Consider the following 23,892-nt stretch of genomic DNA (forward strand, 5'->3'; position numbering starts at 1 on the left):
CGCAGCCAAAGGCTGGAAGCCACCTCTGTCAGGAGGTGGCGGAGTCACAGCCACCCACGGTAGCTGTGCTTGGCACCGCGCCAGTGCGGGCGAGCAGATCAGCGAGGCGGTCGGTGACGACTATCGGGTGCTCCAGCATGACGAGGTGCCCGGCGTCCGGCACCAGCACCAACTCCGCCTCCGGCAAGACGTCCGCGATCGCCTCGCTGTGCTCGCTGGGCGTGACGAGATCCCCCACTCCGGCCAGCACAAGCACCGGCATGTCCACGAAGAGGGCGAGGGCCTCGGTCTTGTCGTGGTCGTTGAAGGCCGGGTAGTACTCGGCGACCACGTCGATCGGCGTGCCCTCGATCATCCGCTCGGCGAACCGGACGACGGCCGGGTCGACGTCCCGAGAGGCGAAGGAATACCGCTTGATGACCCCGGCGAACAGGTCGGCGGTGGCCCGGCGCCCCTTCTCCACCAGGGCGGCCTGCTGCCCCAGCGCCCTCAGGACGCCGGGCAGCACCCGCCGTACGGCGTTCACGCCCGCGACGGGCAGCCCGAAGTTGACCTCGCCGAGCCGCCCGGACGACGTGCCCACCAGCGCCACCGCCACCACCCGGTCGCGGATCAGCTCGGGGTACTGGTCGGCGAGCGCCATCACGGTCATGCCGCCCATCGAGTGCCCGACCAGCACGATCGGCCCCTCCGGCACGGCGGCGTCGATGACGGCCTTCAGGTCGCGGCCGAGCTGCTCGATGCTGACCGGCACGTCGTCCTGCACCTGGGCCACGCCCCGCGCGGACCGGCCGTGGCTGCGCTGGTCCCAGTGCACGGTCCGTACGACGCCCCGCAGGGCGGCGCGCTGGAAGTGCCAGGAGTCCTGGCTGAGACAGTAGCCGTGGCTGAAGACGACGGTGACGGGCAGGGGCGCCTTGCGGCCGAAGAGCCGTCGGCGCCGGGGCGCCGATCCGCCTTCCGGCTCCACGTCGTCGACCTCGTAGTACAACTCGGTGCCGTCGTCGGCGTACGCCTTGCCGGGCATGCCGCGCAACGAGCCGTACGGCCCGGTCGAGTCGAGCGCGAGTCGCGCCTTCTTGCGCATGCCGCGGCCGACGGTGAGCCGTTCTATGGCGACTCCGGCGGCCGCGCCCGCGGCGACCACCCCTATGGCGGCGCCCGCGATGCCGGTCGCCCGGCGCCAGCCGGCGGCCGCCCCCGTGGCGGAGGCGACGGCCGCGGCGGCGTCCGCCACGACCTCCGCGCTGCTCTCGCTCACGTACCGCTCCTCTTCGCCGGACTGCTGGTTGGTTGGTTCGGATGACACAGGTGTTGCCGGATGGTGCCGCATGATGCCGGGCCGGCTGTTCTTCCGCGCTCTTGCGGATTACCCGACTCGTTCCTCATTCCTCGTTCACATAGACGCGGGGAACGCGCGTTCCGATCCGGGTGACGATTTCGTAGGCGATGGTCCCCGCCGCCTGCGCCCAGTCCTCGGCGGTGGGCTCGCCGCGGTCGCCGGGCCCGAAGAGTACGGCCTCCGCGCCCGGTTCGGGTTCGTCGCCCCCCAGGTCGACGACGAACTGGTCCATCGCGACCCGCCCGGCGACCGTCCGCCACTTGCCGCCGACCAGCACCGGGCCGGTGCCGGAGGCGTGCCGCGGGATGCCGTCCGCGTAGCCGACGGGCACCAGGCCGAGGGTGGTCTCGCCCGGCGTGACGTAGTGATGCCCGTAGCTGACGCCGTGGCCCGCCGGCACCTGCTTCACGAGCGCGACGGACGCCGACAGCGTCATCACGGGCCGCAGCCCGAAGTCGGCCGGGCTGCCCATCTCGGGGCTCGGCGAGATTCCGTAGATCGCGATTCCGGTCCGTACGAGGTCGAAGTGGGCCTCGGGAAGCGTGAGCGTGGCCGGCGAGTTGGCGATGTGCCGCACCTCGGGCCGCACGCCCCGCGCCTGCGCGTACGCCACCATCTCCCGGAAACGGGTGAGCTGGGCGGCGATGGAGGGATGCCCGGGTTCGTCGGCGCAGGCGAAGTGCGACCAGAGCCCGGTCACGCGGACGAGCCCGTCCCGCTCGGCCAGCAGGGCCTCGCGGACGAGTTCGGCCCAGTCCTCGCCGGGCTGACACCCGTTCCGCCCGAGCCCGGTGTCGGCCTTGAGCTGCACGCGCGCGGGAGTACGCGCTCGGCGGGCGGCCTCGGTGACCTCCCTGAGGGCCCACATCCCGCTGACGGACACGTCCAGATCGGCCTCGATGGCGGCCTGCCAGGGCCCGCCGGGCGTCCACAGCCAGCACATGACGCGCCCGGGCAGCCCGGCGGATCGGAGGGCGAGAGCCTCCTCCGGCGTGGCCGTACCCAGCCAGGTGGCCCCTGCCTCCAAGGCCGCACGGGCGCACGGCACGGCCCCGTGCCCGTACCCGTCGGACTTCACCACGGCCATCACGGCCGCCCCCGCCGCCCGGGCACGCAGCGTCCGCACATTGGCCCGCAGCGCGCCCAGGTCGATCTCGGCGCGGGCGCGCAGCGGTGCGGTCGGGGCAGGTGCTGTCTCAGTCATAGCGCCCCCAGTGTCTCAGAGGGGTCCGACAGGGCCGCCGGACGCCTACGTCCCCGGCCTCCGATGTCTGCTGATCATGCGATCAGAGAATCGCGGGAGTGCGGTGCGAGAGCGCTGCCGCGCGGTGGGGTCACCCTTATTGACGAGCAGCCGCGCCCCAAGCCCGTCCGGCGTTTGAGGACGAGGCCCTCCGGGCCGGTGGGGGTCTGGGGGCGCAGCCTCCAGGGACGGGACGGGAAGGGGCGGCGGGGGCGAAACACACCCAGGGCACCCCAACCCGCCAGGCACCCGCGTCAGCCCCGCACGACATCCCGCCAAGCCCTGGGCAACGCCGCCGCCACGTCATGCGCCCCCACCGGCGCCCCGTCCGCCGCGAACCTCCCCGCCAGCCCGTGCAGATACGCCCCGACGCTCCCCGCGTCCAGCGCGGACAACCCCGCCGCCAGCAGCGATCCCGTCAGCCCCGACAGCACGTCACCGCTGCCGGCCGTGGCGAGCCAGGACGTCCCCGTGGCGTTCACGCGCACCGCCCCGCCCGCCGAGTCGGCCACCAACGTCGTCGACCCCTTCAACAGCACGGTCGCCCCATACCGCCCCGCCAACTCCCGCACCGATTCCAGTCGAGCCCTCTCGACCTCCTCCCGCGCCACCCCGAGCAGCGCGGCAGCCTCTCCGGCGTGCGGGGTCATCAGCGTGGGCGCGGTGCGGGCCCGCACCGCGTCCTGGTCGGCCAGCCGCAGCCCGTCCGCGTCGATGAGCACGGGTACGTCCGCCGCCAGCACCTCCGCCACCGTCGCGGCGTCGTCCCCGGCGCCCGGCCCGACGACCCACGCCTGCACCCGCCCCGCCTTCCGCGGCCCCCGGTCCGACACCAAGGTCTCGGGAAAGCGCGCGATGACGGCCTCCGCCGCGGGCCCGACGTACCGTACGGCCCCGGCCCCACCCCGCAACGCCCCCGACACCGCGAGCACCGCCGCCCCCGGATAACGCGCCGACCCGGCGGCGATCCCGACAACCCCCCGCCGGTACTTGTCGCTCTCGGCACCGGGCACCGGCAACAGCCGCGCCACGTCCACGTGTTGCAACGCCTCCAGCGCGGGTTCGGCCGGCAGCTCCAGCCCGATGTCGACGAGCCGCACGGAACCGGCGAACTCCCGCGCCGGATCGACCAGCAGGCCCGGCTTGTGCGTCCCGAAGGTGACGGTCAGGTCGGCCCGTACCGCTGTCCCGTTCACCTGACCCGTGTCCACATCGACCCCGCTCGGCAGGTCGACGGCGACGACGACGGCCCGCGACCGCTCGGCCGCGGCGGCGAGCGGCACGGCGTCCGGCCGCAGTCCGCCCTTGCCGCCGATCCCGACGATGCCGTCGAGCACCAGGTCGGCCCGCGCGACGAGTTCCCCGGCGGCGCCCGGAGCCACCGTCCGGCCCCCCGCCCGCAGCAGTGCCGCGAGCCCCCCGGCGTGGGTGCGCTCGGGCGCCAGCAGCACCGCCGCAACCCCTGCTCCGCGACGCGCCAGCCGGGCACCGGCGTACAGCGCGTCGCCGCCGTTGTCGCCGCTCCCGACCAGCAGCACCACCCGGCTGCCGTACACCCGCCCCAGCAAGTCCGCGCAGGCGGCGGCTAGTCCGGCCGCCGCCCGCTGCATCAACGCCCCGTCCGGAAGCCGTGCCATCAGCTCCCGCTCGGCGGTCCTGACCGTCTCCACGTTGTACGCAGTACGCATGCCGTCGAGTCTCCCCCGTGCCGCACGAACCTCGTCACAGGCATTGCCCCTTTGCCACCCCTTTGCCAATCTCGCCGACCCTCATCGGATGGCCAACATTCGCGTCGGCGAAGTGATCGCGCGCGGCGGCGGACGCGGCGTGTTCTGCGTGTCGGAGAGCGGCGGAGCGGTCATCGACACGGTGACAGCGGCCCGGCGGGCTCAGTGGCCCTGCGGGCTCACGGACTTTCACCCCTCCGCGACGACGACCGCCGAGGCCACCCCCGCGTCATGGCTCAACGACACGTGCCACGACAGCACGCCGAGTTCCGCCGCCCGCGCCGCCACCGTCCCCGTCACCCGCAGCCGAGGCTGCCCGCTGTCCTCGACGTAGACCTCGGCGTCCGTCCAGTGCAGCCCGGCCGGGGCGCCAAGCGCCTTGGCGAGGGCCTCCTTGGCGGCGAAACGGGCCGCGAGCGAGGCAACGCCCCGGCGCTCACCGCTCGGCAGCATCAACTCACTCTCCAGAAACAGCCGTTGGGCCATCCCAGGCGTACGCTCCAGCGACGCCGCGAACCGGTCGATCTCGGCCACGTCGATCCCGACCCCGATGATGCTCATGTCGAGCACCTTACGACCGGCGCCTGCGCCGACACGCACCTCACAGCCGACGGGCCGGCCGACGACCCGGCGCGCGACCCCTCAGTCGAGACAGAACTCGTTGCCCTCGATGTCCTGCATCCCGAGGCACGACTCGTTGACCCCATCGGCAAGCAGTAGCCGCCCGCGTACCGCGCCGAGCGGGACCAGTCGTGCGCACTCGGCCTCAAGTGCGGCCAGACGCTCCTCACCCACGAGCCCGGTGCCGACTCGCACGTCAAGATGCAGCCGATTCTTGACGACCTTGCCTTCGGGAACGCGCTGGAAGAACAGTCGCGGGCCCACACCTGAGGGATCAACGCACGCGAACGCTGCACCCTGTTGCTCAGGCGGCAGAGAGCGATTGAAATCGTCCCAACTGGCCAACCCCTCCGGTGGCGGCGGTACGACATACCCCAACACCTCACACCAGAAGCGAGCGACGCGCTCCGGTTCTGCGCAGTCGAAGGTGACTTGGAACTGCTTGATCGACGCCATCGGTCCACCATAACGGCGCGTGCTGTTCTCCTTCCTCCACAGGCTGTCCAAGGAACTGTGAGGCGCACCGTGACGATCCCCGGCAACTGGCGGAAGTCGTCCTACTCCGGCGGCAGGGACGGCAACAACTGCGTGGAGATCGCGAGCCCCCCACCCACATATCCATCCGCGACGTCCTGAAGTCAGCTCACTCCACCGTCACCGACTTCGCCAGGTTCCGAGGCTGATCGACCTCGTTGCCCCGGGCCGTGGCCAACTCGCAGGCGAACACCTGCAACGGCACCGTCGCCACCAGCGGCTGAAGCAGCGTAGGCGTGGCCGGAATCCGGATCAGGTGATCGGCGTACGGCGCCACCGCCTCGTCCCCCTCCTCCGCGATGACGATCGTCCGCGCCCCCCTCGCCCGGATCTCCTGGATGTTGGACACGACCTTGTCGTGCAACACGGACCGCCCCCGAGGCGAGGGCACGACGACGACCACCGGCATGTCGTCCTCGATCAAGGCGATCGGCCCGTGCTTCAGCTCACCGGCGGCGAAGCCCTCGGCGTGCATGTAAGCGAGCTCCTTGAGCTTCAACGCACCTTCGAGCGCCACCGGATACCCCACGTGCCGCCCCAGGAACAGCACCGTGTCCTTGCAGGCGAGCGACCGTGCCAGCTGCCGCACCGGCTCCATCGTCTCCAGGACCCTGTCGATCTCCCCGGAGATCTGCGACAGGTCCCGGACCACAGCACCGATCTCGTCGCCCCACTTGGTGCCCCGCACCTGCCCCAGATAGAGGGCGACCAGATAACACGCCACCAGCTGCGTCAGAAACGCCTTGGTCGAAGCGACGGCCACCTCCGGCCCCGCGTGCGTGTACAGCACCGCGTCCGACTCGCGAGGGATCGTCGACCCGTTGGTGTTGCAGATGGCCAGCACCTTGGAGCCCTGTTCCCTCGCGTGCCGTAGGGCCATCAGCGTGTCCATGGTCTCGCCGGACTGGGAGATGGCGATGACCAATGACCGCGCGTCCAGGATCGGGTCCCGGTAGCGGAACTCGCTCGCCAGCTCCACCTCGCACGGAATCCGCGTCCAGTGCTCGATGGCGTACTTGGCGATCATCCCGGCGTGGAAGGCCGTACCGCACGCGACGACGACGATCTTGTCGACCTCCCGCAGCTCACTCGCGGGGATCCGGACCTCGTCCAGCGTCAGCGAGCCGGACGCGTCGATGCGCCCCAGCAACGTATCGGCGACCGCCTTGGGCTGCTCGGCGATCTCCTTGAGCATGAAGTAGTCATAGCCCCCCTTTTCCGCGGCCGACGCGTCCCAGTCGACGTGATACGACCGCACCTGCGCCGGCCGCCCGTCGAAGCCGGTGACGGTCACCCCGTCCCGCCGCAGCTCCACCACCTGGTCCTGACCCAGCTCGATCGCCGACCGCGTGTGGGCGATGAACGCGGCGACGTCCGAGGCGAGAAAGGCCTCGCCCTCTCCAACGCCCACCACGAGCGGCGAGTTCCGCCGCGCACCGACCACCACGTCCGGCTCGTCGGCATGCACCGCGACCAGCGTGAACGCGCCTTCCAGCCGTCGGCAGACCAACCGCATCGACTCCGCCAGATCGGAGGTCGCGGAGAACTCCTCGGCGAGCAGATGGGCGACGACCTCGGTGTCGGTGTCGGAGAGCAACTCGTGCCCTCGCTCGGCCAGTTCCGCCCGCAGAACGGCGAAGTTCTCGATGATCCCGTTGTGTACGACTGCGACGCGCCCGGCGTTGTCGAGGTGCGGATGAGCGTTGGCATCCGTCGGTCCCCCGTGGGTGGCCCACCGAGTGTGCCCGATGCCTGTCGTTCCGGTCGGCAGCGGACGCTCCGTCAGCTCCTTCTCCAGATTGACGAGCTTGCCCGCCTTCTTCGCGGCGGCCAGACCCCCGTCCGCCGGCACGGCCACACCCGCCGAGTCGTACCCCCGGTACTCCAGCCGCTTCAGCCCGGCCATGACGACCTCGAGCGCCGACTGAGACCCCACGTATCCCACGATTCCGCACATGACCGGCAGCGTACGGCGAAAACGCGTCCCGAAAGAGCCTCCGCGTGCCCGAATTCGGAAATTCCCACCGGGGTACGAACGTTCCAGAAGCGCACGAGCGGCGCGTGACGCACCCCACCCGCCATCCCGTTCAAACTCCGTTAACAATGGACTGTGATCTCTCCGGTCTCCCCGATGCCCCGGAGCGCCCACCGGCACAGGCCGGAGGCGACTCCCTACGTCGATCTCACCCGAGCCGAGTGGAGCGTGCTGCGCGAAAAGACGCCGCTGCCACTCACGGCCGACGAGGTCGAGAAGCTGCGCGGCCTCGGCGATGTCATCGACCTGGACGAGGTCCGGGACATCTACCTCCCGCTGTCTCGCCTCCTCAATCTCTACATCGGCGCCACCGACGGCCTGCGCGGCGCCCTGAACACCTTCCTCGGCGAACAGGGCTCCCAGTCCGGCACCCCCTTCGTCATAGGGGTGGCAGGCTCGGTCGCCGTCGGCAAATCGACCGTCGCCCGTCTCCTCCAGGCCCTGCTCTCCCGCTGGCCCGAGCACCCGCGCGTCGAGCTGGTCACCACCGACGGCTTCCTGCTGCCCACCAACGAGCTCCAGGCCCGCGGCCTGATGTCGCGGAAAGGTTTCCCCGAGTCGTACGACCGCCGCGCCCTGACGCGTTTCGTCGCCGACATCAAGGCGGGCAAGGACGAGGTGACCGCCCCGGTCTACTCCCACCTCATCTACGACATCGTCCCGGACCAGCGGCTCACCGTCCGCCGCCCCGACATCCTGATCGTCGAGGGCCTGAACGTCCTGCAGCCCGCCCTGCCCGGCAAGGACGGCCGCACCCGGGTCGGCCTCGCCGACTACTTCGACTTCAGCGTGTACGTCGACGCCCGCGCCGAGGACATCGAGCGCTGGTACCTCAACCGCTTCAAGAAGCTGCGCGCGACCGCCTTCCAGAACCCGTCCTCGTACTTCCGCAAGTACACCCAGGTGTCCGAGGACGAGGCCCTCGACTACGCCCGCACGACCTGGCGGACGATCAACCGGCCCAACCTGATCGAGAACGTCGCCCCCACCCGCGGCCGCGCCACCCTCATCATCCGCAAGGGCCCCGACCACAAGGTCCAGCGGCTGAGCCTGCGCAAGCTGTAAAGGCCGTAGCCAGGGGTTCCTGGGAAACGTCGGCCTGTTAGAAAGGCGTCATGCTGCATCTGCGCCTCATCACACCCTCCGACAGGACCGACGATGTGGTCCGCCTGATCGAGAGGACGGTCGGCACCACTCACCTCGTGGTCATGCCGGGCACCGCCCGCAACCCGGCCGGAGACGTGGTGATGTGCGACGTGGCCCGCGAGGCCGGCGATGAACTCCTCACGGGTCTCCAGGAGTTGGGCCTCGACGACAGCGGCTCCATCGCCGTCGAGAACATCGACCTGTCCCTGTCCAAGCGCGCCGACAAGGCCGAGGCGGAGGCACCCGGCGAGGGCGCGGACGCGGTCCTGTGGGAACACCTGACGGACGCGACGCACGAGGAGTCGACCCTCTCCGTCACCTACCTCGCGTTCATCACGCTCGCCACGATGATCGCGGCATGCGGTGTCGTCCTGGACAACGCGATCCTGATCGTCGGCGCGATGGCGGTCGGCCCGGAGTTCGGCCCGCTGGCGGGTATCTGCACGGCCGCGGTACAGCGCGCGCCGCGCCTGGCACTGCGCTCGTTGATCGCCCTGCTGGTGGGCTTCGCCGTGGCGATGGCGGCGACCGTCGGCTTCAGCCTCTTCATGGACGCCGTCGGCCTGTTCACCAAGGAGCTGCTGGAGGCCGACCGCCCCAACACCGGCTTCATCTACGCCCCGGACTGGTTCTCGTTCGTCGTCGCCGTCCTCGCCGGAGCCGCCGGCACCCTCTCCCTGACGTCCGCCAAGTCCGGCGCCCTGGTCGGCGTCGCCATCTCCGTGACGACGGTCCCAGCAGCCGCCAACGCGGCCGTGGCCCTCATCTACAGCGACACCAACCAGGCCTGGCGCTCCTCGGAACAGCTGCTCCTGAACCTCTTCGGCATCATCCTGGCCGGCACCCTCACCCTGATGCTCCAGAAGTGGCTCTGGTCCACCCAACGCAAACGAACAGCACTCTAAAAGCGCCGGGCGCCGACAACACCCCCAGGCAGCACTCTCAAAGCGCCGGGCACCGACGACCCCCTCAAGCAGCACTCTCAAAGCGCCGGGCACCGACAACACCCTCAGGGGCGCGGGGAACTGCGCGACAAGCCACAACGAACCCGCAGCCCGCACACAACAGAACCCCCTCCCCCGACCCGGAACAGACCTACCCCAGCGCCGACTTCACGACATCCGCCAGCCGCCCGGCCACAGACCGAGCCTGATCGATATCAGCCGCCTCAACCATCACCCGAACCAACGGCTCGGTCCCCGAGGGCCGCAACAACACCCGCCCGGTCGACCCGAGCTCCTGCTCGGCGTCCACAACAGCCGACGCGAGCTCCGCGGACGTACCCACCCGCGACCGATCGACGTCCGGCACATTGATCAGCACCTGCGGCAACCGCTCCATCACAGCCGCCAGCTCCCTGAGCGACCGCCCGCTCTCCGCGACCCGGGCGGCCAGCAGGAGACCGGTCAGCGTGCCGTCCCCCGTGGTCGCGTGATCGAGGATGATCACGTGCCCGGACTGCTCGCCCCCCAGCGTGTACCCGTGCTCCTTCATCTCCTCCAGCACGTACCGGTCCCCCACCGCCGTCTGGACGACCGTGAGCCCCTCCCGCTCCATCGCCAGCTTGAACCCGAGGTTCGACATGACCGTCGCGACAACGGTGCCGGAGCGCAGTGCGGAACGCTCCCGCATCGCAAGCGCGAGTACGGCCATGATCTGGTCGCCGTCCACCTCCTCACCGGTGTGGTCCACGGCGAGGCAGCGGTCCGCGTCACCGTCGTGCGCGATGCCGAACGCGGCCCCGTGCTCGACGACCGCGGCCTTGAGGAGTCCGAGGTGGGTGGAGCCGCAGCCCTCGTTGATGTTGAGTCCGTTCGGCTCGGCACCGATCGTGATGACCTCGGCGCCGGCCCGGGTGAAGGCGTCGGGCGAGACGTGGGCGGCCGCGCCGTGCGCCTCGTCGAGGACGATCTTCAGCCCGTCGAGGCGGTTCGGGAGGACGCCGACGAGATGGGAGACGTACCGCTCGGCCCCTTCCTCGTACGTCCGCACGCGCCCCACGCCCGAACCGGTCGGCCGGTCCCAGGGGGCGCCGGTGCGGTGCTCCTCGTAGACGGCCTCGATACGCTCCTCCAGCTCGTCGTCGAGCTTGTGGCCGCCGCGGGCGAGGAACTTGACGCCGTTGTCGGGCATGGCGTTGTGGCTGGCGGAGAGCATGACACCGAGGTCGGCGCCGAGGTCGGCCGTGAGGTAGGCGATCGCCGGGGTCGGCAGCACGCCCACCTTCAGGACGTCGACGCCCGCGCTGGCGAGGCCCGCGACCACGGCGGCCTCCAGGAACTCCCCGGACGCTCGCGGGTCCCGTCCGACCACGGCCGTCGGCCGGTGGCCCGCGAAGGTGCCCGCCTCGGCGAGTACGTGCGCCGCGGCGACGGAGAGGCCGAGCGCCATCTCGGCCGTCAGATCCGCGTTGGCTACCCCGCGCACGCCGTCCGTGCCGAAGAGTCGTCCCACTTGTCCTCCTGAGGAAACGTGAAGATTCGGAGTCCATCCGATCGCACAAGCCTTTGAACGTCTCGTGCCGTTATACGCCCAAGGCTGTGATAAACGAACGCCCCGGCGGCACTGTGGCGTGCCGCCGGGGCGTTCGACGTACTGCGTACTGCTGGTAGTACTGCGAGTACGAGCAGGCAGCGAAGCTTAACGCTTGCTGTACTGCGGGGCCTTGCGGGCCTTCTTGAGACCGGCCTTCTTGCGCTCGACCGCACGGTCGTCGCGCTTGAGGAAGCCGGCCTTCTTGAGGGCGCCGCGGTTGTTGTCCACGTCGGCCTCGTTCAGCGCACGGGCGACACCGAGACGGAGCGCACCGGCCTGACCGGAGACACCGCCACCCGCGATGCGGGCGATGACGTCGTAGCGGCCTTCGAGCTCGAGCACCTTGAAGGGCTCGTTGACTTCCTGCTGGTGCACCTTGTTCGGGAAGTAGTCCTCGAGGGTGCGACCGTTGATCTTCCACTTGCCGGAGCCCGGGACGATCCGGACGCGGGCGATGGCGTTCTTGCGACGGCCCAGGCCGGCGGCCGGCTGCGGGTCGCCGAAGCGGGACGCCATGGACTCGGAGGTGTACTCGCCCTCGACGGGGGCGTCCGACTCGGTGGTGTAGCTCTCGATGTCGACGAGCTCGGTCTCTTCGACCGGCTGCTCAACAGTGGTCTCGGCCACGATTCTCCTCAGATTCTGTTCAGTCTTAGGGGGTGGCCGGACTTACTGCGCGACCTGGGTGATCTCGAACGGCACCGGCTGCTGCGCGGCGTGCGGGTGCTGGTCACCCTTGTAGACCTTCAGCTTCGAGAGCATCTGACGGCCCAGAGTGTTCTTGGGGAGCATGCCCTTGACGGCCTTCTCGATGGCCTTCTCGGGGTTCTTGTCGAGCAGCTCGTCGTAACGGACGGAACGCAGACCACCCGGGTAGCCGGAGTGGCGGTACGCCATCTTCTGGGTCCGCTTGTTGCCGGAGAGGTGCACCTTGTCGGCGTTGATGATGACGACGAAGTCACCGGTGTCGACGTGGGGCGCGTAGATCGGCTTGTGCTTGCCCCGCAGAAGCGTGGCGGCGGTGGTGGCGAGACGACCCAGGACAACGTCCTGAGCGTCGATGACGTGCCACTGGCGCGTCACATCGCCGGGCTTGGGGCTGTACGTACGCACGGTTCGTAGCCTTCGCTTCGAGTGAATGGTCCTAAACAAGGTCACCGAAACGATCACGACAGCCTGTGCCCACGGCGGCGACGCATACCGCGTACGTGGGGTCGCTGGTCATCGGCCCGGTGGACCGGTGTAAGGGCCCGTCCCGTGAGAATGAGCAAGCCAATACACAACGAAGAAGCAGGATACCTTCGCTGGCCCGTACGGGTCAAAACGAGGCGACTGCAGCCGTCCGAGCCGATTCTACCCGCCTCACAGGCCCCTGCGACCCCCGCGGTGCGCCACCGTGAACGCCGGTACACAGAGTGTGACGGTTTCTTGAAGGCCTGCGCGGTCCGTCCCACCGTCCGAGGTCAGCCGCGTTGCGCGCGCCGCGGCACCCGGCACCGCCGCCAGTACCACCCATGGAGGCCGGTTCGCCCTTCGTACCAACCACCCGGAGATGTCGCTTTTGCGTTCGCTCGCCGAGCGAACGCCAGGGGTTCCAGAGCCTCTTGAGGCGGACCGGCACACCACATCTCCCGTCTAAGATGCGGCTCATGAGCTATGGGCAGCAGGGGGGACCCCAGTCCCAGTGGGATCCCTGGACACCGCAATCCCAGCAGCCGTGGAACGGCGGGGAGACCAACGCCCCGGACTGGGCCGCGCTCGCCGAGGCGTCGGAGGCGCGCGCCAGGCGGCGCCGGCTGCTGTTCATCGGCGGCGGCGCACTGGCCACGCTGGCGATCGGCACGGCCGTGGCGATGGCCGTGGTGTCGGCGAACGGCGATCCCGAGGGATCGGGCAAGCCGTCCTCCCTTCCGGCCAGCGCGGACATCCCCAGCGGAACGGGGACCGCGGAGCCGTCGTTCGAGCCGACCAGCGCCCCGCCGCCGCTGGATCCGAAGGACTTCGTCTCCAGCAAGAGCAAGGACACGGCCCCGATCGGCCCGAACATCCTCTTCCCGGGCACGCAGCTGACCATGGGCTCGACGGTCTACAAGAAAGGGCCGACGGCCGACACCAAGAGCTGTGCCACGGCCGCCAAGGGCACGCTCGCGAAGGTCCTCACCGACAACGACTGCACCCGCCTGATGCGCGTCACGTACACCAAGGGCGGCGTCGCGGTCACGGTCGGCGTGGCCGTCTTCGACACCGAGGCGCAGGCGGTCAAGGCCAAGAAGGACGCCGACACCAAGAGCATCGTCGCGTCGCTGGCCGGGGACGGAGTCAAGGCGTTCTGCAACTCCGCCGTCTGCCGCTCGACCACCAACTCCTACGGCCGTTACGCCTACTTCACCATCGCCGGCTTCACCAGCGGCAAGGACGTGACGACCAAGGACACCGCCGTCTTCACGACCGGCGACGACCTCGGCGAGTTCACGTTCCGCCAGATCCGCCGCCGGGGCGAGGCCCAGGCGTCGGCCGCGGCGAACGGGTGACGCCACCCGCCCCGCACCCGGCCTGACACCGTCACGGAGTCTCCCAGGAGACGTTCAGGACGGGTTCGGGGGGCGCGACCGACGGGGTGGGGAAGGCCGGCGCCCCACCCCGCGCGACCGCCGCGGTGCGTTCCGGCTGGTGGCCGGCGGTCCTGAAGACCCACGTCCGGTAGGACCAGAAGCGGAAGAGGGTCGCGATACCGATGCCGAGGAACTTGCACACGTTGTTGGCGAGTGTGCTGTCCCAGCCGAATCCGTAGGTGGTCGTGAAGAGGACCCCGTTCTCGATGACCAGGCCGATCGCGCTGAAGAAGAGGAAGAGACCCAGTTCCTTCCGCTGGCCCGTCCGGTCGTCCTGGCCACGGTTCCGGTACGCGAAGTACCGGAGGCCGAGGTAGTTGCCCATGATGGCGACTGCCGTCGCCAGGACACTCGCCCTGACGGTCGGCCATTGGGCAAAGCTCCTGATGAAGTTGAAGACCGCGAGATTGAGTACGAATCCCGAGAGCCCCACCAGGCCGAACTTCGCGATCTCGCGGTACAGATGCTCCCACCGCGAAGGAAGCGCGTGCCGTCCGCTCATGGTGTAGTCGTGTCCCTTTTCTCAACGGCCGTGTGAGCTCATGGCCTGCCGGTGTGGCCGTCCGACGGCCTGCCGTCTCCGCCGGCCCGCCGTCTGCGGGCCGACGGCTTCCGGTTCAGCTCCGTCGGTTGCGCATCCGCAGTCGCAGCGGCACCAGCGCCGACTCGACCTGCGTCCCGAAGCTCATCTTGGAGACGCCTTCGGTGCGCTCCTCGAAACGGATCGGGATCTCGACGGCGCTGTGTCCGGCCCGGACGGCCTTGAACTTCAGCTCGACCTGGAAGCTGTAGCCGGCGCTGTCCAGGGTCGCGAGATCCACGTCACGAAGAGTGGCGGCCGACCACAGGTTGAAGCCGGCCGTGATGTCCCGGATCTTCGTGCCGAGCACGGTCCGGGCGTAGCGGTTGGCGAAGCGGGACAGCAGCACGCGGTGCTTGCCCCACTCCTCGTCCAGCGAGCCGCCCTCCACGTACCGGCTGCCGACGACCAGGCCCACGCCCGAGGCCACGGCCGTGCCGAGCATCCGCGGGACCGCCTCGACGGGGTGGCTGCCGTCGGCGTCCATCTGGACGACGTACTCGGCGCCCTCGGCGAGCGCGGCACTCATACCGGCGACGTACGCGCGCCCGAGGCCGTCCTTCTCGGTCCGGTGCAGCACGCTCATGCGGCGCCGCCCGTCCCAGTTGTACTTCTCGGCGAGCTCCTCGGCGATCCGTCCTGTACCATCCGGACTGGAGTCGTCCACTATCTTCAAGTGGAGCCCACTGAGCGGCAGTTGAAGCACCGCCTCGGCCATTCTCGGCAGGTTGGCGGCTTCGTTGTACGTAGGCATCACCACGGTGACAGCCACGTCCGCCCCCACGTCGTACGTCATCTCTTTCCCCTCCCCATCTGATTGCCCGCCCGCCGGACGCGGGTCGTCCAGCGTCCGGAAACCCAGCTCAGGTATGCACCTTGCGCTTGCCCGCGTCGTCCTTTTCGTCCGACGAGTCATCGACCGTCGCGTCGGGCTTCCGCTCCAGAAGCAGCAGCTGGAGATATTTGAGCTTGCGCGTCTTCACGACCCGGAAGCCCTTCTGGATCGCGGTCGCGCTCTCCTTGGGCATGCCGCTGTACGGCTGCCCGTCGAGCGTGGTCGACACGACCCAGAGGCGTTCGGCCTTCGCCAGGCACTTCGCGGGCTGCGGGCATTCGAGCGCGCCGAACGAGCCCATCTCCTGCGGAGTGCGGTACATCAGCGAGTCGCGCGGGCGGCCGGCGTCGTCGCGCAGCTCGTAGTCCATGCCCCGGCGCTCGCCCATGACACCGCTGAAGGCGATGCCGTCGCCCTTGCGCTGCTCCGCCTCGATGATCCGCGCGGCCCCGCGGTAGTCCGGCTCGCCCCACGGGTTCTGGCGGGTCTCGCGGATGGCGGGCAGCGACTGGAAGCCGATCCCGGCGACCGTGGCCGCCACGAGGACCCAGCCGAGGCCGCGCCGTACCGCCGCTCCCGAACCGGCCTTCGCCCCGGCCACCGGACCGGCGAGCCGGCTCACGGCCACGGCCGCGAGCAGCACCCAGGCGGGCGCCGTGAACAGCAGATAGCGCGCGAGGAAGAGGTGCAGCTGGTCGGCGGTGACGTACGTCACCACAGGCGGCAACAAGATCCAGGCGGCCAGCGGAAGAGCCCACCGGCCCGCGAAGACCAGCCCGAACGCGCCCAGTCCCATCACCGGAACGGCCACGTCCCAGGAACCGAAGAGGTCCCTGGGGAACTCGAGCAGGTTCTTGAATGTCGGCTGGTTCCAGGCGATCTGGCCGCTCTGGCCCGAGCCCGAGACGGCCATCGGGATGACGAAGCACATGCCCAGGGTGACGGCTGCCGCGTATGCCCAGCTCACGATCTTGTCGCCCGAGCGGCGCGCGATCACGATCATTGCCAGATGTGCGCCGAGCACCGCGAGCGAGGCCAGGTGACTCCAGCCGATCAGCGGCACCGACAGCGTGTAGGCGACCCACACCTTGAACGACGGTTTGTCCAGCGCCCGGGCCAGCAGCAGCGTCGACAGCAGCACCGCCGCCACGGCGAAGGAGTACGGCCGGATCTCCTGCCCGTACCGCGTGGTGATCGGCACGACGGCCAGGGCGAGCCCCGCCAGGATCCCCGTCTGCGTGGTGAACAGCTGCCGCCCGAGCAGGGCGAGCAGACCGGCCGCCGCCGCCATGGCCACCGCGCCGGGTATGCGCATCGCTGTCGGGGAGTCCCCGGCGACGGAGATCCAGAGGTGCATGAACACGTAGTACGGCGTGAACACCACGTCGATGGAGCGGATCAGCAGGCTCAGATCGTGAAGCGACAGGTGGGCCGCCCACCAGGTGGCGTGCTCGTCCCGCCACAGCTGCCGGGTGCCGATACCGCGCAGGGCCATCGCGAAGGCGAGCGCCGTGGGCAGCAGGAAGGTCACGACGGCGACGAGCCGCCCGCCCTTCGAGCTGTCGGGCTCCGCTTCCCCGGGCTCGTCCGCCGGCGGCTCCGGGGCGACCGGCTCCGGTGCGACGGGCTCGGCGGCGTACGTGTCCCGCTGCCCGGGGTACATGCCGGGATCGGCGTACTGACCGGCATCGGCGTACTGACCGGGAGCCGCGTAAGCGCCCGGGCCGGCATACGGGCCCTGCCCCGGATCGGCGTAGCCGCCCTGACCGGCGTACGCTCCCCGCCCGGTGTAGGCGCCCTGCCCCGCGTACGGGTCGGGCCCGCCCGGGGCGTCGGGATGTCCGCCGCCGTGAGGAGGAGAGGAATGGACACTCATCGCTTCACCCAAATCCGGTACTCGCCCGGGCCCCTGCTGGCCATGAAGGGCGCCACGGCTGCCAGGCGATAGTGGGGATTGCCGCGCAGCGCGTCCATCACGGCCTGGTCGACCTCGGGCGTGATGGTCCCGCGCAGCACGATGATGTCGAACTTCCCGTCCCGGACGGCGGCGCGGTAGGCGTCGGGGCCGGAGTACTGCTTGCCCTTCTTGTCCTTGTAGTCCATCCCGAACGTGCTCTGCCACTGCTTGTAGTCGGTCCTGTCCCGCAGGTAGTACGCCGGGACCTCGTGCTCCTCGGCGAGGTAGCTGCCCTTTCGGTCGACCATGGTGCGCAGGATGGCCGTCATCTCCCTGGAGTCCGGGAAGCTGTACGCGTACTGCGACTGCACCATGCCGAACACCAGCGTCAGGACGTACAGCATGATCCCGAGCTGCGGGTGCCGGAAGTGCGGTCCGACGAGCCGTGACATGCCGAGGCCCGCCATCGGCCCGGCGAAGAGCAGACCGAAGCCCACGTGCTTGAAGAGCGAGATCTCGGTCTGCAGGTGGATCTGGTAGGCCGGGGCGAGCAGCGCGGTGCCGGTCAGCAGGACACCGAGCGAGATACGCCGCCAACGCCCGGGCCCCTGCTTGTCGAGCCATGGCATCTCACCCATGTTCGGGCGGATCGCGTAGGCGATGGAGCCGCCGAGGGCGGCGAGGAACATCAGCCCGCCCCACTCCGCGCTGTGCTGCAGGATCGTCTGTGCGGTGTCGGTGCCCTTGGGGCGGTCGGTGGTGGTCTGGCTGATACCGCCGAGCGACCCGGTGAGCACATAGGCGACGCCCAGCAGGGCGACCATCGCCGCGCCGAGCAGCACGCCGCGGGCGAGCGCGAGCATGCCGCGGTGCCGGTACGCGGTCAGCACCGCCAGGACCACCAGGGTCGGCAGATACAGGCCCGACGCGTACTTGGTGCCGAAGGCCAGGAACGCCGGGGGCGCCGCCAACACGACCAGGAAGATGTTCGCCCGGCCGGTGCGTACGACGATCCACATCGACAGGGCCAGCAGGAAGATCGCCGCCGCGTCGAAGGTGGCGAAGTTGCCCAGGAACGACGTCGACTGGATGACCGAGAAAAGGGCCGCCGCGCCCAGCGCCGCCCGGACGTTGAACATCCGGCAGGTCGTCGCGTACAGCAGCACGGTCGCGCCGAGCATGAACGCGAGACTGACCAGCCGCACCCCGGAGAGCCCGGCCACGCTGTCGACCATCGCCGCGAGCACCGGGTACAGCTTCGGGTAGCCCGAGAAGTACCCCTCGAAGTCACCCGGCACGGGCGTGCCGTGCAGGATGTTCCCGACCTCGTAGTGGCCCGCGGCAATGTAGAGCGCCTCGTCCTGGAACGCGGTGCCGCGCAGCCGTAGCGAGAGACCGGCCTGGATCAGCAGGACACAGAGCAGCACCCAGCGCCCCAGCAACCGGCTGCGCCGAGTGTCCAACGACCAGGCGGACTCCTGGACGGGAGGCAGCGTATAGCCGGGGTTCTCCGGCTCGGGCGCCACCGGCTCGGCGACGGGCTCCGGCTCGAGGGCGGTGTACGAGGCGTACGGATCGTAGGGCGCGTAAGTGTCGTACGCCTGCTGGTCCGTGTACGAGGACGTCCGGTCGTGGATGTCGAAGCGCCAGCTGCCGGTCTCGGTGAAATACCCGGCCTGATAGGCGCCGGCCTGCTGCTCCTGCGGCGGGTGGGTCGGCTGCACCCTGGGCGTCTGGGCCTGCTGTGCGTACTGCCGCAGGCTCTGCTGCTGGTACCGCTGCCGGCTCTCATCGACGTGGCCGTACTGCTGCTGGTCCTGCTGCTGTCCATACACGGGCGGACGTTCGTACTCCCCGTCGCTCAGCTCGGAGTCGTCCGCCCAGGTGGGTGTGCGCCGGTCGGTCATGGCTTCGTCACATCGAATCCGAAGCTCTGGCTCTTGGCCTGCTCCCGGAAGGTCTTCTCGGACAGCGGACCGCTGTTGACGCGCCAGTCCGCCTCCTTGTCGAAGTCGAACCAGACGAATCCGATGACATCGTGGCGCTTCGCGGTCCCCTGGAAGAGGTCCTTGATGTCGGCGGGCTTGCGCTCACCGGCCTGCGCCGCCGTCTCCGCGATGATGAACGGTTTCTGCGTGAAGGTTCGGATCTGGGTCATCGTCGGCCCGTAGAGCGACGGGTACGTCGAGGGCCCGGTGGCCGCGTAGTAGCCGATGACTCCGACCCAGTCGACGTAGTCGTCGCCCGGCCAGTACGGCTTGAGCTTCACCTTCGGCATCGGGTGGGTGACGTTCGGGCTCCACACCCAGATGACCTGAGTGGCGCCCTCGTCGTCGAAGAGGTCGTGGATGTGCTTGTAGGCGGCGGTGAACTCGGCCGCGGTGGCCTTCTTGGTGCCCCACGGGTACCAGAAGCCGTTCATCTCGTGCGCCCAGCTGATCGCCACGGGCAGGTTGAGCTCCTTGACGGAGCGCGCGTACTCACGGATGTACGCGTCTTCCTTGCCGCCCGCGATGTCCTTCATGCTCGTCTCGAAGGGCTCCCAGGCGATGAACGCCAGCGCGCCGTAGTCCCAGGACTTCCGCACCAGATCCTGCTCGTACTGGTCACCCCAGGCCGAGTAGAACTCGATCAGGTTGGGCTTCTTGCCGGCCCGCTTCGCGAAGTCCTCGACGGACTTCATCTTGGCGGGGGCGCCCTCGGCGGCCACGCCCAGGTACTTCTTCGCCGGCTCCAGCAGCGGCCGCACGTCGTACGGCGGCTCCGGCTTCGCGGAGTCGGTGGCCTCGCCGGTGCCCGCGGCACTCGGCTCCGCACCCTGGCCGCGCTCGTACTGGGCGCGGCCCTCCTCGGAGAACGTGCTGCACCCGGCCAACAGCGCGCCGGCGAGCAGGACGGCGGCCAGCGCCCGCACGGGACGCAGGGCTCGTACCGGACGTACGGAGAAACTCATGCGGTCGCTTCCTGCACTTCCTGGGCACGCGGCTGGACGAGAACACGGCCGACGACCATCGCGTAGAAGAGGCCGGCGGACAGCATCAGCGCGAAGTCCGGCGGATAGAGGGTGAGCATGCGCCAGGCCGCGACGAGGATCCAGGCCACGGCGGTGCCACCGGTCCAGAAGATCATGCAGTTCCAGTAGCGGCGCATGCCGTTCTTCTTGGCACCCGCCGAGCCGGTGGGCTTCCAGCCCATCGGGCGGCCCCGCAGCACGTCCCAGACGGCGAAGACGTGCGACCACCCGTACATGACGCGGACGGCCCAGGCCTCAAGGCGGTAGGGCGCCCGGTGCCACAGCGGCAGCACCAGCGAGACGTACGCGACGCTGGGCAGCACCCACAGGGCGGCCTCGGCGCGCATCAGGTCGGGCCGCAGGATCATCAGGGCGAGCGGGATGATCGGCACGATGAACGTGGCCAGTGCGGTCTGGAGATAGTAGAGAAAGCCTGAGATGTAGCAGAGCCGTGTCTTGACCTTGAGGTCCATCTCCCAGAACCGCTTGCTGGTGAGCAGCTCCAGCGAGCCCATGCACCAGCGGTACTGCTGGTTGTGGAAGGCACCGGCCGTGTCCGGGCACACGCCGGCGGACAGCGCGACGGGCACGTAGCGCAGCTTCCAGCCGAGGGCCCGCAGGTCGAAGCCGGTGTACATGTCCTCGGAGTGCTCGATCAGCGTGATGCCGCCGGTCTGTTCCAGGGCCGCGCGCCGGTAGATCGCGCTCGAGCCGACGCAGATGGACCCGTCATGGTCCTCACGGGAGGTCTGGACGGAGCGGTAGAACTGTTCCTGCACGGCGCCCGCGCCCCGCTCGATCCAGTTCTGCCGGTCGACGATGCGGAAGAACTGCGGCGACTGCACGATGGCGACCTTCTCGTCGTCGTCCATGTGCGGCAGCAGCTCGTCGAGCAGGTCGGCGCGCGGCGCGAAGTCGGCGTCCAGGATGAGGATGTGGTCGCCGTCGGTCTTCTCGAAGGCGTGGTTGAGGTTGCCGGCCTTCTTGAACCAGCCGCGGTTGGGCCGCACCACGTAGTGGAACCCGAAGTCGGCGGCCATGGCCCCGACTTCGTCCTCGGCGGCGTCGTCGAGGACGTACGTGTTCACGACGCCCTGGTAGCTGCCGGCGAGCCGGTTCACGTGGACCCAGGTGTTGTGGAGCACCTCCAGGGGCTCACCGCACACCGGCAGGAAGATGTCCACGCTCGGGTACCTGGCGGGCCGCCACGCGCGTACAAGGCGCTTGTGCCCCTTGACGTCGAAGTCCTTGCTGAGCCCGTCGAGGTACAGCGAGATCAGGTAGTCCGCAATGATGAACGCCAGCAGCGGCAGCGTCAGCCAGAACCACGGACTCGACGCCGTGAACAGAAACTGGCTCATCGCCAGGCACGCGAAACTGATCAGCGAACCGATCGTCAGCACCCACAGGTGCCGCCGCGTGTACGAATACTTCTCCACGTCGTCCGGCGGCGTCGGCAGCAGCCCGTGGCTCTGCGACGTCCGTTTACGCTTTCGGTTCTGCGGAACACGAGCAGTCCCCAGTGCACTCATGCACGACCCCCCGGGCCAGGTCCGGCCCGATACCCCCCACCCAAGCTCGGCCAACCCTTAATCGAACTCCCGGCCGAGCAACGAAAGGATAACCGAGTTTCAGGGGTTACGCTCGAACATGCGTGTTACGCACGAGTTTCATAACCAACCACACCGGGTATAAACAATCTCTTACCCTTCAGCACGAGGGATGGCGTCAGCAGGACCCGGTCCCGGCAACGACCGCCGATTCCGCGCCGCCAGATTCCGCGCCGCCAGCAACTCGTCCGCCGGGTACCCGACTTCCTCCAGCGTCAGCCCGTGCGGCCGTACGACGTGCACGGCACTGTCGCGTACGCGCGCTTCGAGGACTTGCCGCGGCCACTCCACGCCGCGGTGCCCGTCGCCCACGAACAGCAGCGCGCCGACCATGGAGCGCACCTGGTTGTGGCAGAAGGCGTCGGCGCGGACCTCGATCTCGACGGTGCCGTCCACGCGCCGGCGCACCCCGAAGTCGAGGATCTCGCGGATCGTCGTCGCCCCCTCGCGCTTCTTCGCGTACGCCGCGAAGTCGTGCTCGCCGACAAGGGACTTGGCAGCGGTGTCCATCGCGGCGACGTCCAACTCCCAGTCGTGCCAGAGCACATGGTTGCGCAGCAGCGGGTCCACTCCCCCGGGCCGGTCCCCCACCCGGTAGACGTAGCGGCGCCACAACGCAGCGAACCGCGCGTTGAACCCGGCGGGCGCCTCGGTGAGGGACCACACCCGCACGTCCTTGGACAGTCGCCCGGCGAGCCGCTTCAGCAGCTTCTCCCGGTGCTCGGCCCAGAGCTCCTGAGGCAGATCGACGTGCGCCACCTGCCCGCGCGCGTGCACACCCGCGTCGGTCCGCCCCGCCACGGTCAGCTCGTACGTCGTCTCCCGCGACCGCGTCACGGTCCGCAGGGTGTCCTCGATCTCGCCCTGTACGGTCCGCCGTCCCCCGGCCTGCTTGGCCCACCCGGAGAACTCGGTCCCGTCGTACGAGAGGTCCATCCGCACCCGTACGAACCCGGGCTGTACTTCGTCACTCACCCCTAGATCCTCTCAAAACGCGAAAGCGGGCCCGCCCCGCAGGGGGCGGACCCGCTCAACGCGAGGGTTCAGCCTCAGGCGTCCTTGGCCTTGTCCTCAGCCGCTTCCGCGGCGGGCTCGGCCGGAGCCGCGTCCTCGACCTCGTCGGCCTTGGTCACGTCGACCTTGGTCTCCTCGGCGGCCGGAGCCTCCGTGGCAGCCTCGGCGTCCTTGGCGGCACGCTGGGTGGCGGCCTCCGCCTCACCCGTGGCCTGCTGCGCGACCGTCAGCGCCTCGACCAGCTCGATGACAGCCATGGGCGCGTTGTCGCCACGACGGTTACCGATCTTGGTGATGCGGGTGTAGCCACCGGGACGGTTCTCGTAGCGCGGGCCGATCTCGGTGAAGAGCGTGTGCACGATGCTCTTGTCCGTGATCACCTGGAGCACCTGACGGCGGTTGTGAAGGTCGCCCTTCTTCGCCTTGGTGACCAGACGCTCGGCGTACGGACGCAGCTTGCGCGCCTTCGCCTCGGTGGTGGTGATCTTGCCGTGCTCGAACAGCGACTTCGCGAGGTTCGCGAGAAGCAGCTTCTCGTGCGCGGCACTGCCGCCCAGACGGGCACCCTTGGTGGGCTTCAGCATGGTGTTTCTCCTAGGTGTCTGCCCCGGCCGTATCAGGTACCGGAGTCAGTATCCGAGCAAGCGGGTGCTAGTCGGAGATCCGGGAGCAGCCCCGAAGGGGCGCTCCCGGAAGGGGCGCGGGGAACTGCGCGATCAAGCACAGCGCTCCGCACCCAAGAACGGACCGGATGGCCCGAGCTCTTAGTACTGCTCGGTCTCCACAAAGCCCGCGTCCGCGTCGTCGTCCGCGCCGAACGCGTCCGCGGCGGCCGTCGGGTCGAACCCGGGCGGGGAGTCCTTGAGCGCGAGACCCATGCCGGCGAGCTTGGCCTTGACCTCGTCGATGGACTTCGCACCGAAGTTGCGGATGTCGAGCAGGTCCGCCTCGGAACGGGCCACGAGCTCACCCACGGAGTGGATGCCCTCGCGCTTGAGGCAGTTGTACGACCGAACGGTGAGCTCGAGCTCCTCGATCGGCAGGGCGAGATCAGCGGCAAGGGCGGCGTCCGTGGGGGACGGGCCCATGTCGATGCCCTCGGCGTCGATGTTGAGCTCGCGGGCCAGACCGAACAGCTCGACCAGGGT

Annotated in this window: 22 protein-coding genes; 4 read left to right on the forward strand and 18 right to left on the reverse strand. The window is 69.5% G+C overall.

The genetic code is table 11. The features are described 5' to 3' along the window. Positions 1–28 precede the first annotated feature (28 nt). The 5 genes from ACFYO2_RS12245 to ACFYO2_RS12265 form a co-directional block, all read right to left on the reverse strand. Positions 29–1,261 carry an alpha/beta fold hydrolase gene (locus tag ACFYO2_RS12245; protein ID WP_388347499.1) on the reverse strand — a complete coding sequence of 411 codons (1,233 nt, stop codon included), beginning with the start codon at positions 1,259–1,261 and terminating at the stop codon, positions 29–31. A gap of 124 nt (positions 1,262–1,385) precedes the next feature. Then, the gene (alr, locus tag ACFYO2_RS12250; protein ID WP_388347501.1) at positions 1,386–2,546 is read right to left on the reverse strand and encodes an alanine racemase; all 1,161 of its coding nucleotides are present in this window, start codon (positions 2,544–2,546) and stop codon (positions 1,386–1,388) included. Between the two features lie 293 nt (positions 2,547–2,839). After that, positions 2,840–4,273 (reverse strand): NAD(P)H-hydrate dehydratase, encoded by a 1,434-nt coding sequence (locus tag ACFYO2_RS12255; protein WP_388347503.1) that lies wholly within the window; start codon positions 4,271–4,273, stop codon positions 2,840–2,842. A gap of 228 nt (positions 4,274–4,501) precedes the next feature. Beyond that, a complete protein-coding gene (locus ACFYO2_RS12260) occupies positions 4,502–4,873 on the reverse strand; it encodes a holo-ACP synthase (RefSeq protein ID WP_388347504.1) in 372 nt (123 codons plus the stop codon). An 81-nt stretch (positions 4,874–4,954) separates the two neighbouring features. Further along, a complete protein-coding gene (locus tag ACFYO2_RS12265; protein WP_388347506.1) occupies positions 4,955–5,389 on the reverse strand; it encodes a VOC family protein in 435 nt (144 codons plus the stop codon). Positions 5,390–5,458: 69 nt separating this feature from the next. On the opposite strand from ACFYO2_RS12265, the gene ACFYO2_RS12270 reads away from it, so the two are divergent. Next, positions 5,459–5,569, forward strand: a complete 111-nt coding sequence (locus tag ACFYO2_RS12270) for a DUF397 domain-containing protein (protein WP_388347616.1) — start codon at positions 5,459–5,461, stop codon at positions 5,567–5,569. A 7-nt stretch (positions 5,570–5,576) separates the two neighbouring features. Here ACFYO2_RS12270 and glmS read toward each other — a convergent pair whose 3' ends face one another. Further along, positions 5,577–7,424, reverse strand: coding sequence for a glutamine--fructose-6-phosphate transaminase (isomerizing) (gene glmS / locus ACFYO2_RS12275; RefSeq protein WP_388347507.1), 1,848 nt, complete (start codon positions 7,422–7,424; stop codon positions 5,577–5,579). Between the two features lie 174 nt (positions 7,425–7,598). Between glmS and coaA the strand changes: the two genes are divergently transcribed. Next, on the forward strand, positions 7,599–8,567 hold the full coding sequence (gene coaA / locus ACFYO2_RS12280) for a type I pantothenate kinase (protein ID WP_388347509.1): 969 nt from the start codon (positions 7,599–7,601) through the stop codon (positions 8,565–8,567). Positions 8,568–8,617: 50 nt separating this feature from the next. Continuing rightward, the gene (locus ACFYO2_RS12285; protein ID WP_388347511.1) at positions 8,618–9,553 is read left to right on the forward strand and encodes a DUF389 domain-containing protein; all 936 of its coding nucleotides are present in this window, start codon (positions 8,618–8,620) and stop codon (positions 9,551–9,553) included. 190 nt (positions 9,554–9,743) lie between these two features. Here the strand turns inward: ACFYO2_RS12285 and glmM are convergent, their stop codons facing one another. The 3 genes from glmM to rplM all read right to left on the reverse strand — a co-directional run bounded on the left by glmM (position 9,744) and on the right by rplM (position 12,296). Continuing rightward, complete coding sequence (glmM, locus tag ACFYO2_RS12290; RefSeq protein ID WP_388347513.1) at positions 9,744–11,102, reverse strand: phosphoglucosamine mutase; 1,359 nt, start codon at positions 11,100–11,102, stop codon at positions 9,744–9,746. A 186-nt stretch (positions 11,103–11,288) separates the two neighbouring features. After that, positions 11,289–11,810, reverse strand: a complete 522-nt coding sequence (gene rpsI, locus ACFYO2_RS12295; protein WP_388347515.1) for a 30S ribosomal protein S9 — start codon at positions 11,808–11,810, stop codon at positions 11,289–11,291. 42 nt (positions 11,811–11,852) lie between these two features. Then, a complete protein-coding gene (gene rplM, locus ACFYO2_RS12300; protein WP_388347517.1) occupies positions 11,853–12,296 on the reverse strand; it encodes a 50S ribosomal protein L13 in 444 nt (147 codons plus the stop codon). 536 nt (positions 12,297–12,832) lie between these two features. Here rplM and ACFYO2_RS12305 point away from each other — a divergent pair. Then, positions 12,833–13,714 carry a hypothetical protein gene (locus tag ACFYO2_RS12305; RefSeq protein WP_388347519.1) on the forward strand — a complete coding sequence of 294 codons (882 nt, stop codon included), beginning with the start codon at positions 12,833–12,835 and terminating at the stop codon, positions 13,712–13,714. Between the two features lie 31 nt (positions 13,715–13,745). On the opposite strand, the gene ACFYO2_RS12310 is transcribed toward ACFYO2_RS12305, so the two are convergent. The 9 genes from ACFYO2_RS12310 to ACFYO2_RS12350 form a co-directional block, all read right to left on the reverse strand. Beyond that, positions 13,746–14,297 carry a GtrA family protein gene (locus ACFYO2_RS12310; protein ID WP_388347521.1) on the reverse strand — a complete coding sequence of 184 codons (552 nt, stop codon included), beginning with the start codon at positions 14,295–14,297 and terminating at the stop codon, positions 13,746–13,748. Between the two features lie 115 nt (positions 14,298–14,412). After that, a complete protein-coding gene (locus tag ACFYO2_RS12315; protein WP_388347522.1) occupies positions 14,413–15,171 on the reverse strand; it encodes a polyprenol monophosphomannose synthase in 759 nt (252 codons plus the stop codon). A gap of 67 nt (positions 15,172–15,238) precedes the next feature. Beyond that, on the reverse strand, positions 15,239–17,086 hold the full coding sequence (locus ACFYO2_RS12320; RefSeq protein ID WP_388347524.1) for a glycosyltransferase family 39 protein: 1,848 nt from the start codon (positions 17,084–17,086) through the stop codon (positions 15,239–15,241). After that, positions 17,083–19,014 carry a hypothetical protein gene (locus ACFYO2_RS12325; RefSeq protein ID WP_388347525.1) on the reverse strand — a complete coding sequence of 644 codons (1,932 nt, stop codon included), beginning with the start codon at positions 19,012–19,014 and terminating at the stop codon, positions 17,083–17,085. The genes ACFYO2_RS12320 and ACFYO2_RS12325 overlap by 4 nt, the downstream gene beginning before the upstream one ends. After that, positions 19,011–20,060 carry a glycoside hydrolase family 26 protein gene (locus ACFYO2_RS12330; RefSeq protein ID WP_388347527.1) on the reverse strand — a complete coding sequence of 350 codons (1,050 nt, stop codon included), beginning with the start codon at positions 20,058–20,060 and terminating at the stop codon, positions 19,011–19,013. Before ACFYO2_RS12330 ends, ACFYO2_RS12325 begins: the two co-directional genes overlap by 4 nt. After that, positions 20,057–21,652 carry a glycosyltransferase family 2 protein gene (locus tag ACFYO2_RS12335; RefSeq protein WP_388347529.1) on the reverse strand — a complete coding sequence of 532 codons (1,596 nt, stop codon included), beginning with the start codon at positions 21,650–21,652 and terminating at the stop codon, positions 20,057–20,059. The genes ACFYO2_RS12330 and ACFYO2_RS12335 overlap by 4 nt, the downstream gene beginning before the upstream one ends. A 171-nt stretch (positions 21,653–21,823) precedes the next feature. After that, entirely contained in the window at positions 21,824–22,705 is an 882-nt protein-coding gene (truA, locus tag ACFYO2_RS12340; RefSeq protein WP_388347531.1) for a tRNA pseudouridine(38-40) synthase TruA, read from the reverse strand. 74 nt (positions 22,706–22,779) lie between these two features. Continuing rightward, complete coding sequence (gene rplQ / locus ACFYO2_RS12345; RefSeq protein WP_388347533.1) at positions 22,780–23,328, reverse strand: 50S ribosomal protein L17; 549 nt, start codon at positions 23,326–23,328, stop codon at positions 22,780–22,782. 180 nt (positions 23,329–23,508) lie between these two features. Continuing rightward, a partial coding sequence (locus ACFYO2_RS12350) for a DNA-directed RNA polymerase subunit alpha C-terminal domain-containing protein (RefSeq protein ID WP_324612174.1) occupies positions 23,509–23,892 on the reverse strand: 384 nt, incomplete at its 5' end.

This window comes from Streptomyces sp. NPDC006602, from assembly GCF_042870385.1.
Lineage (GTDB): Bacteria > Actinomycetota > Actinomycetes > Streptomycetales > Streptomycetaceae > Streptomyces.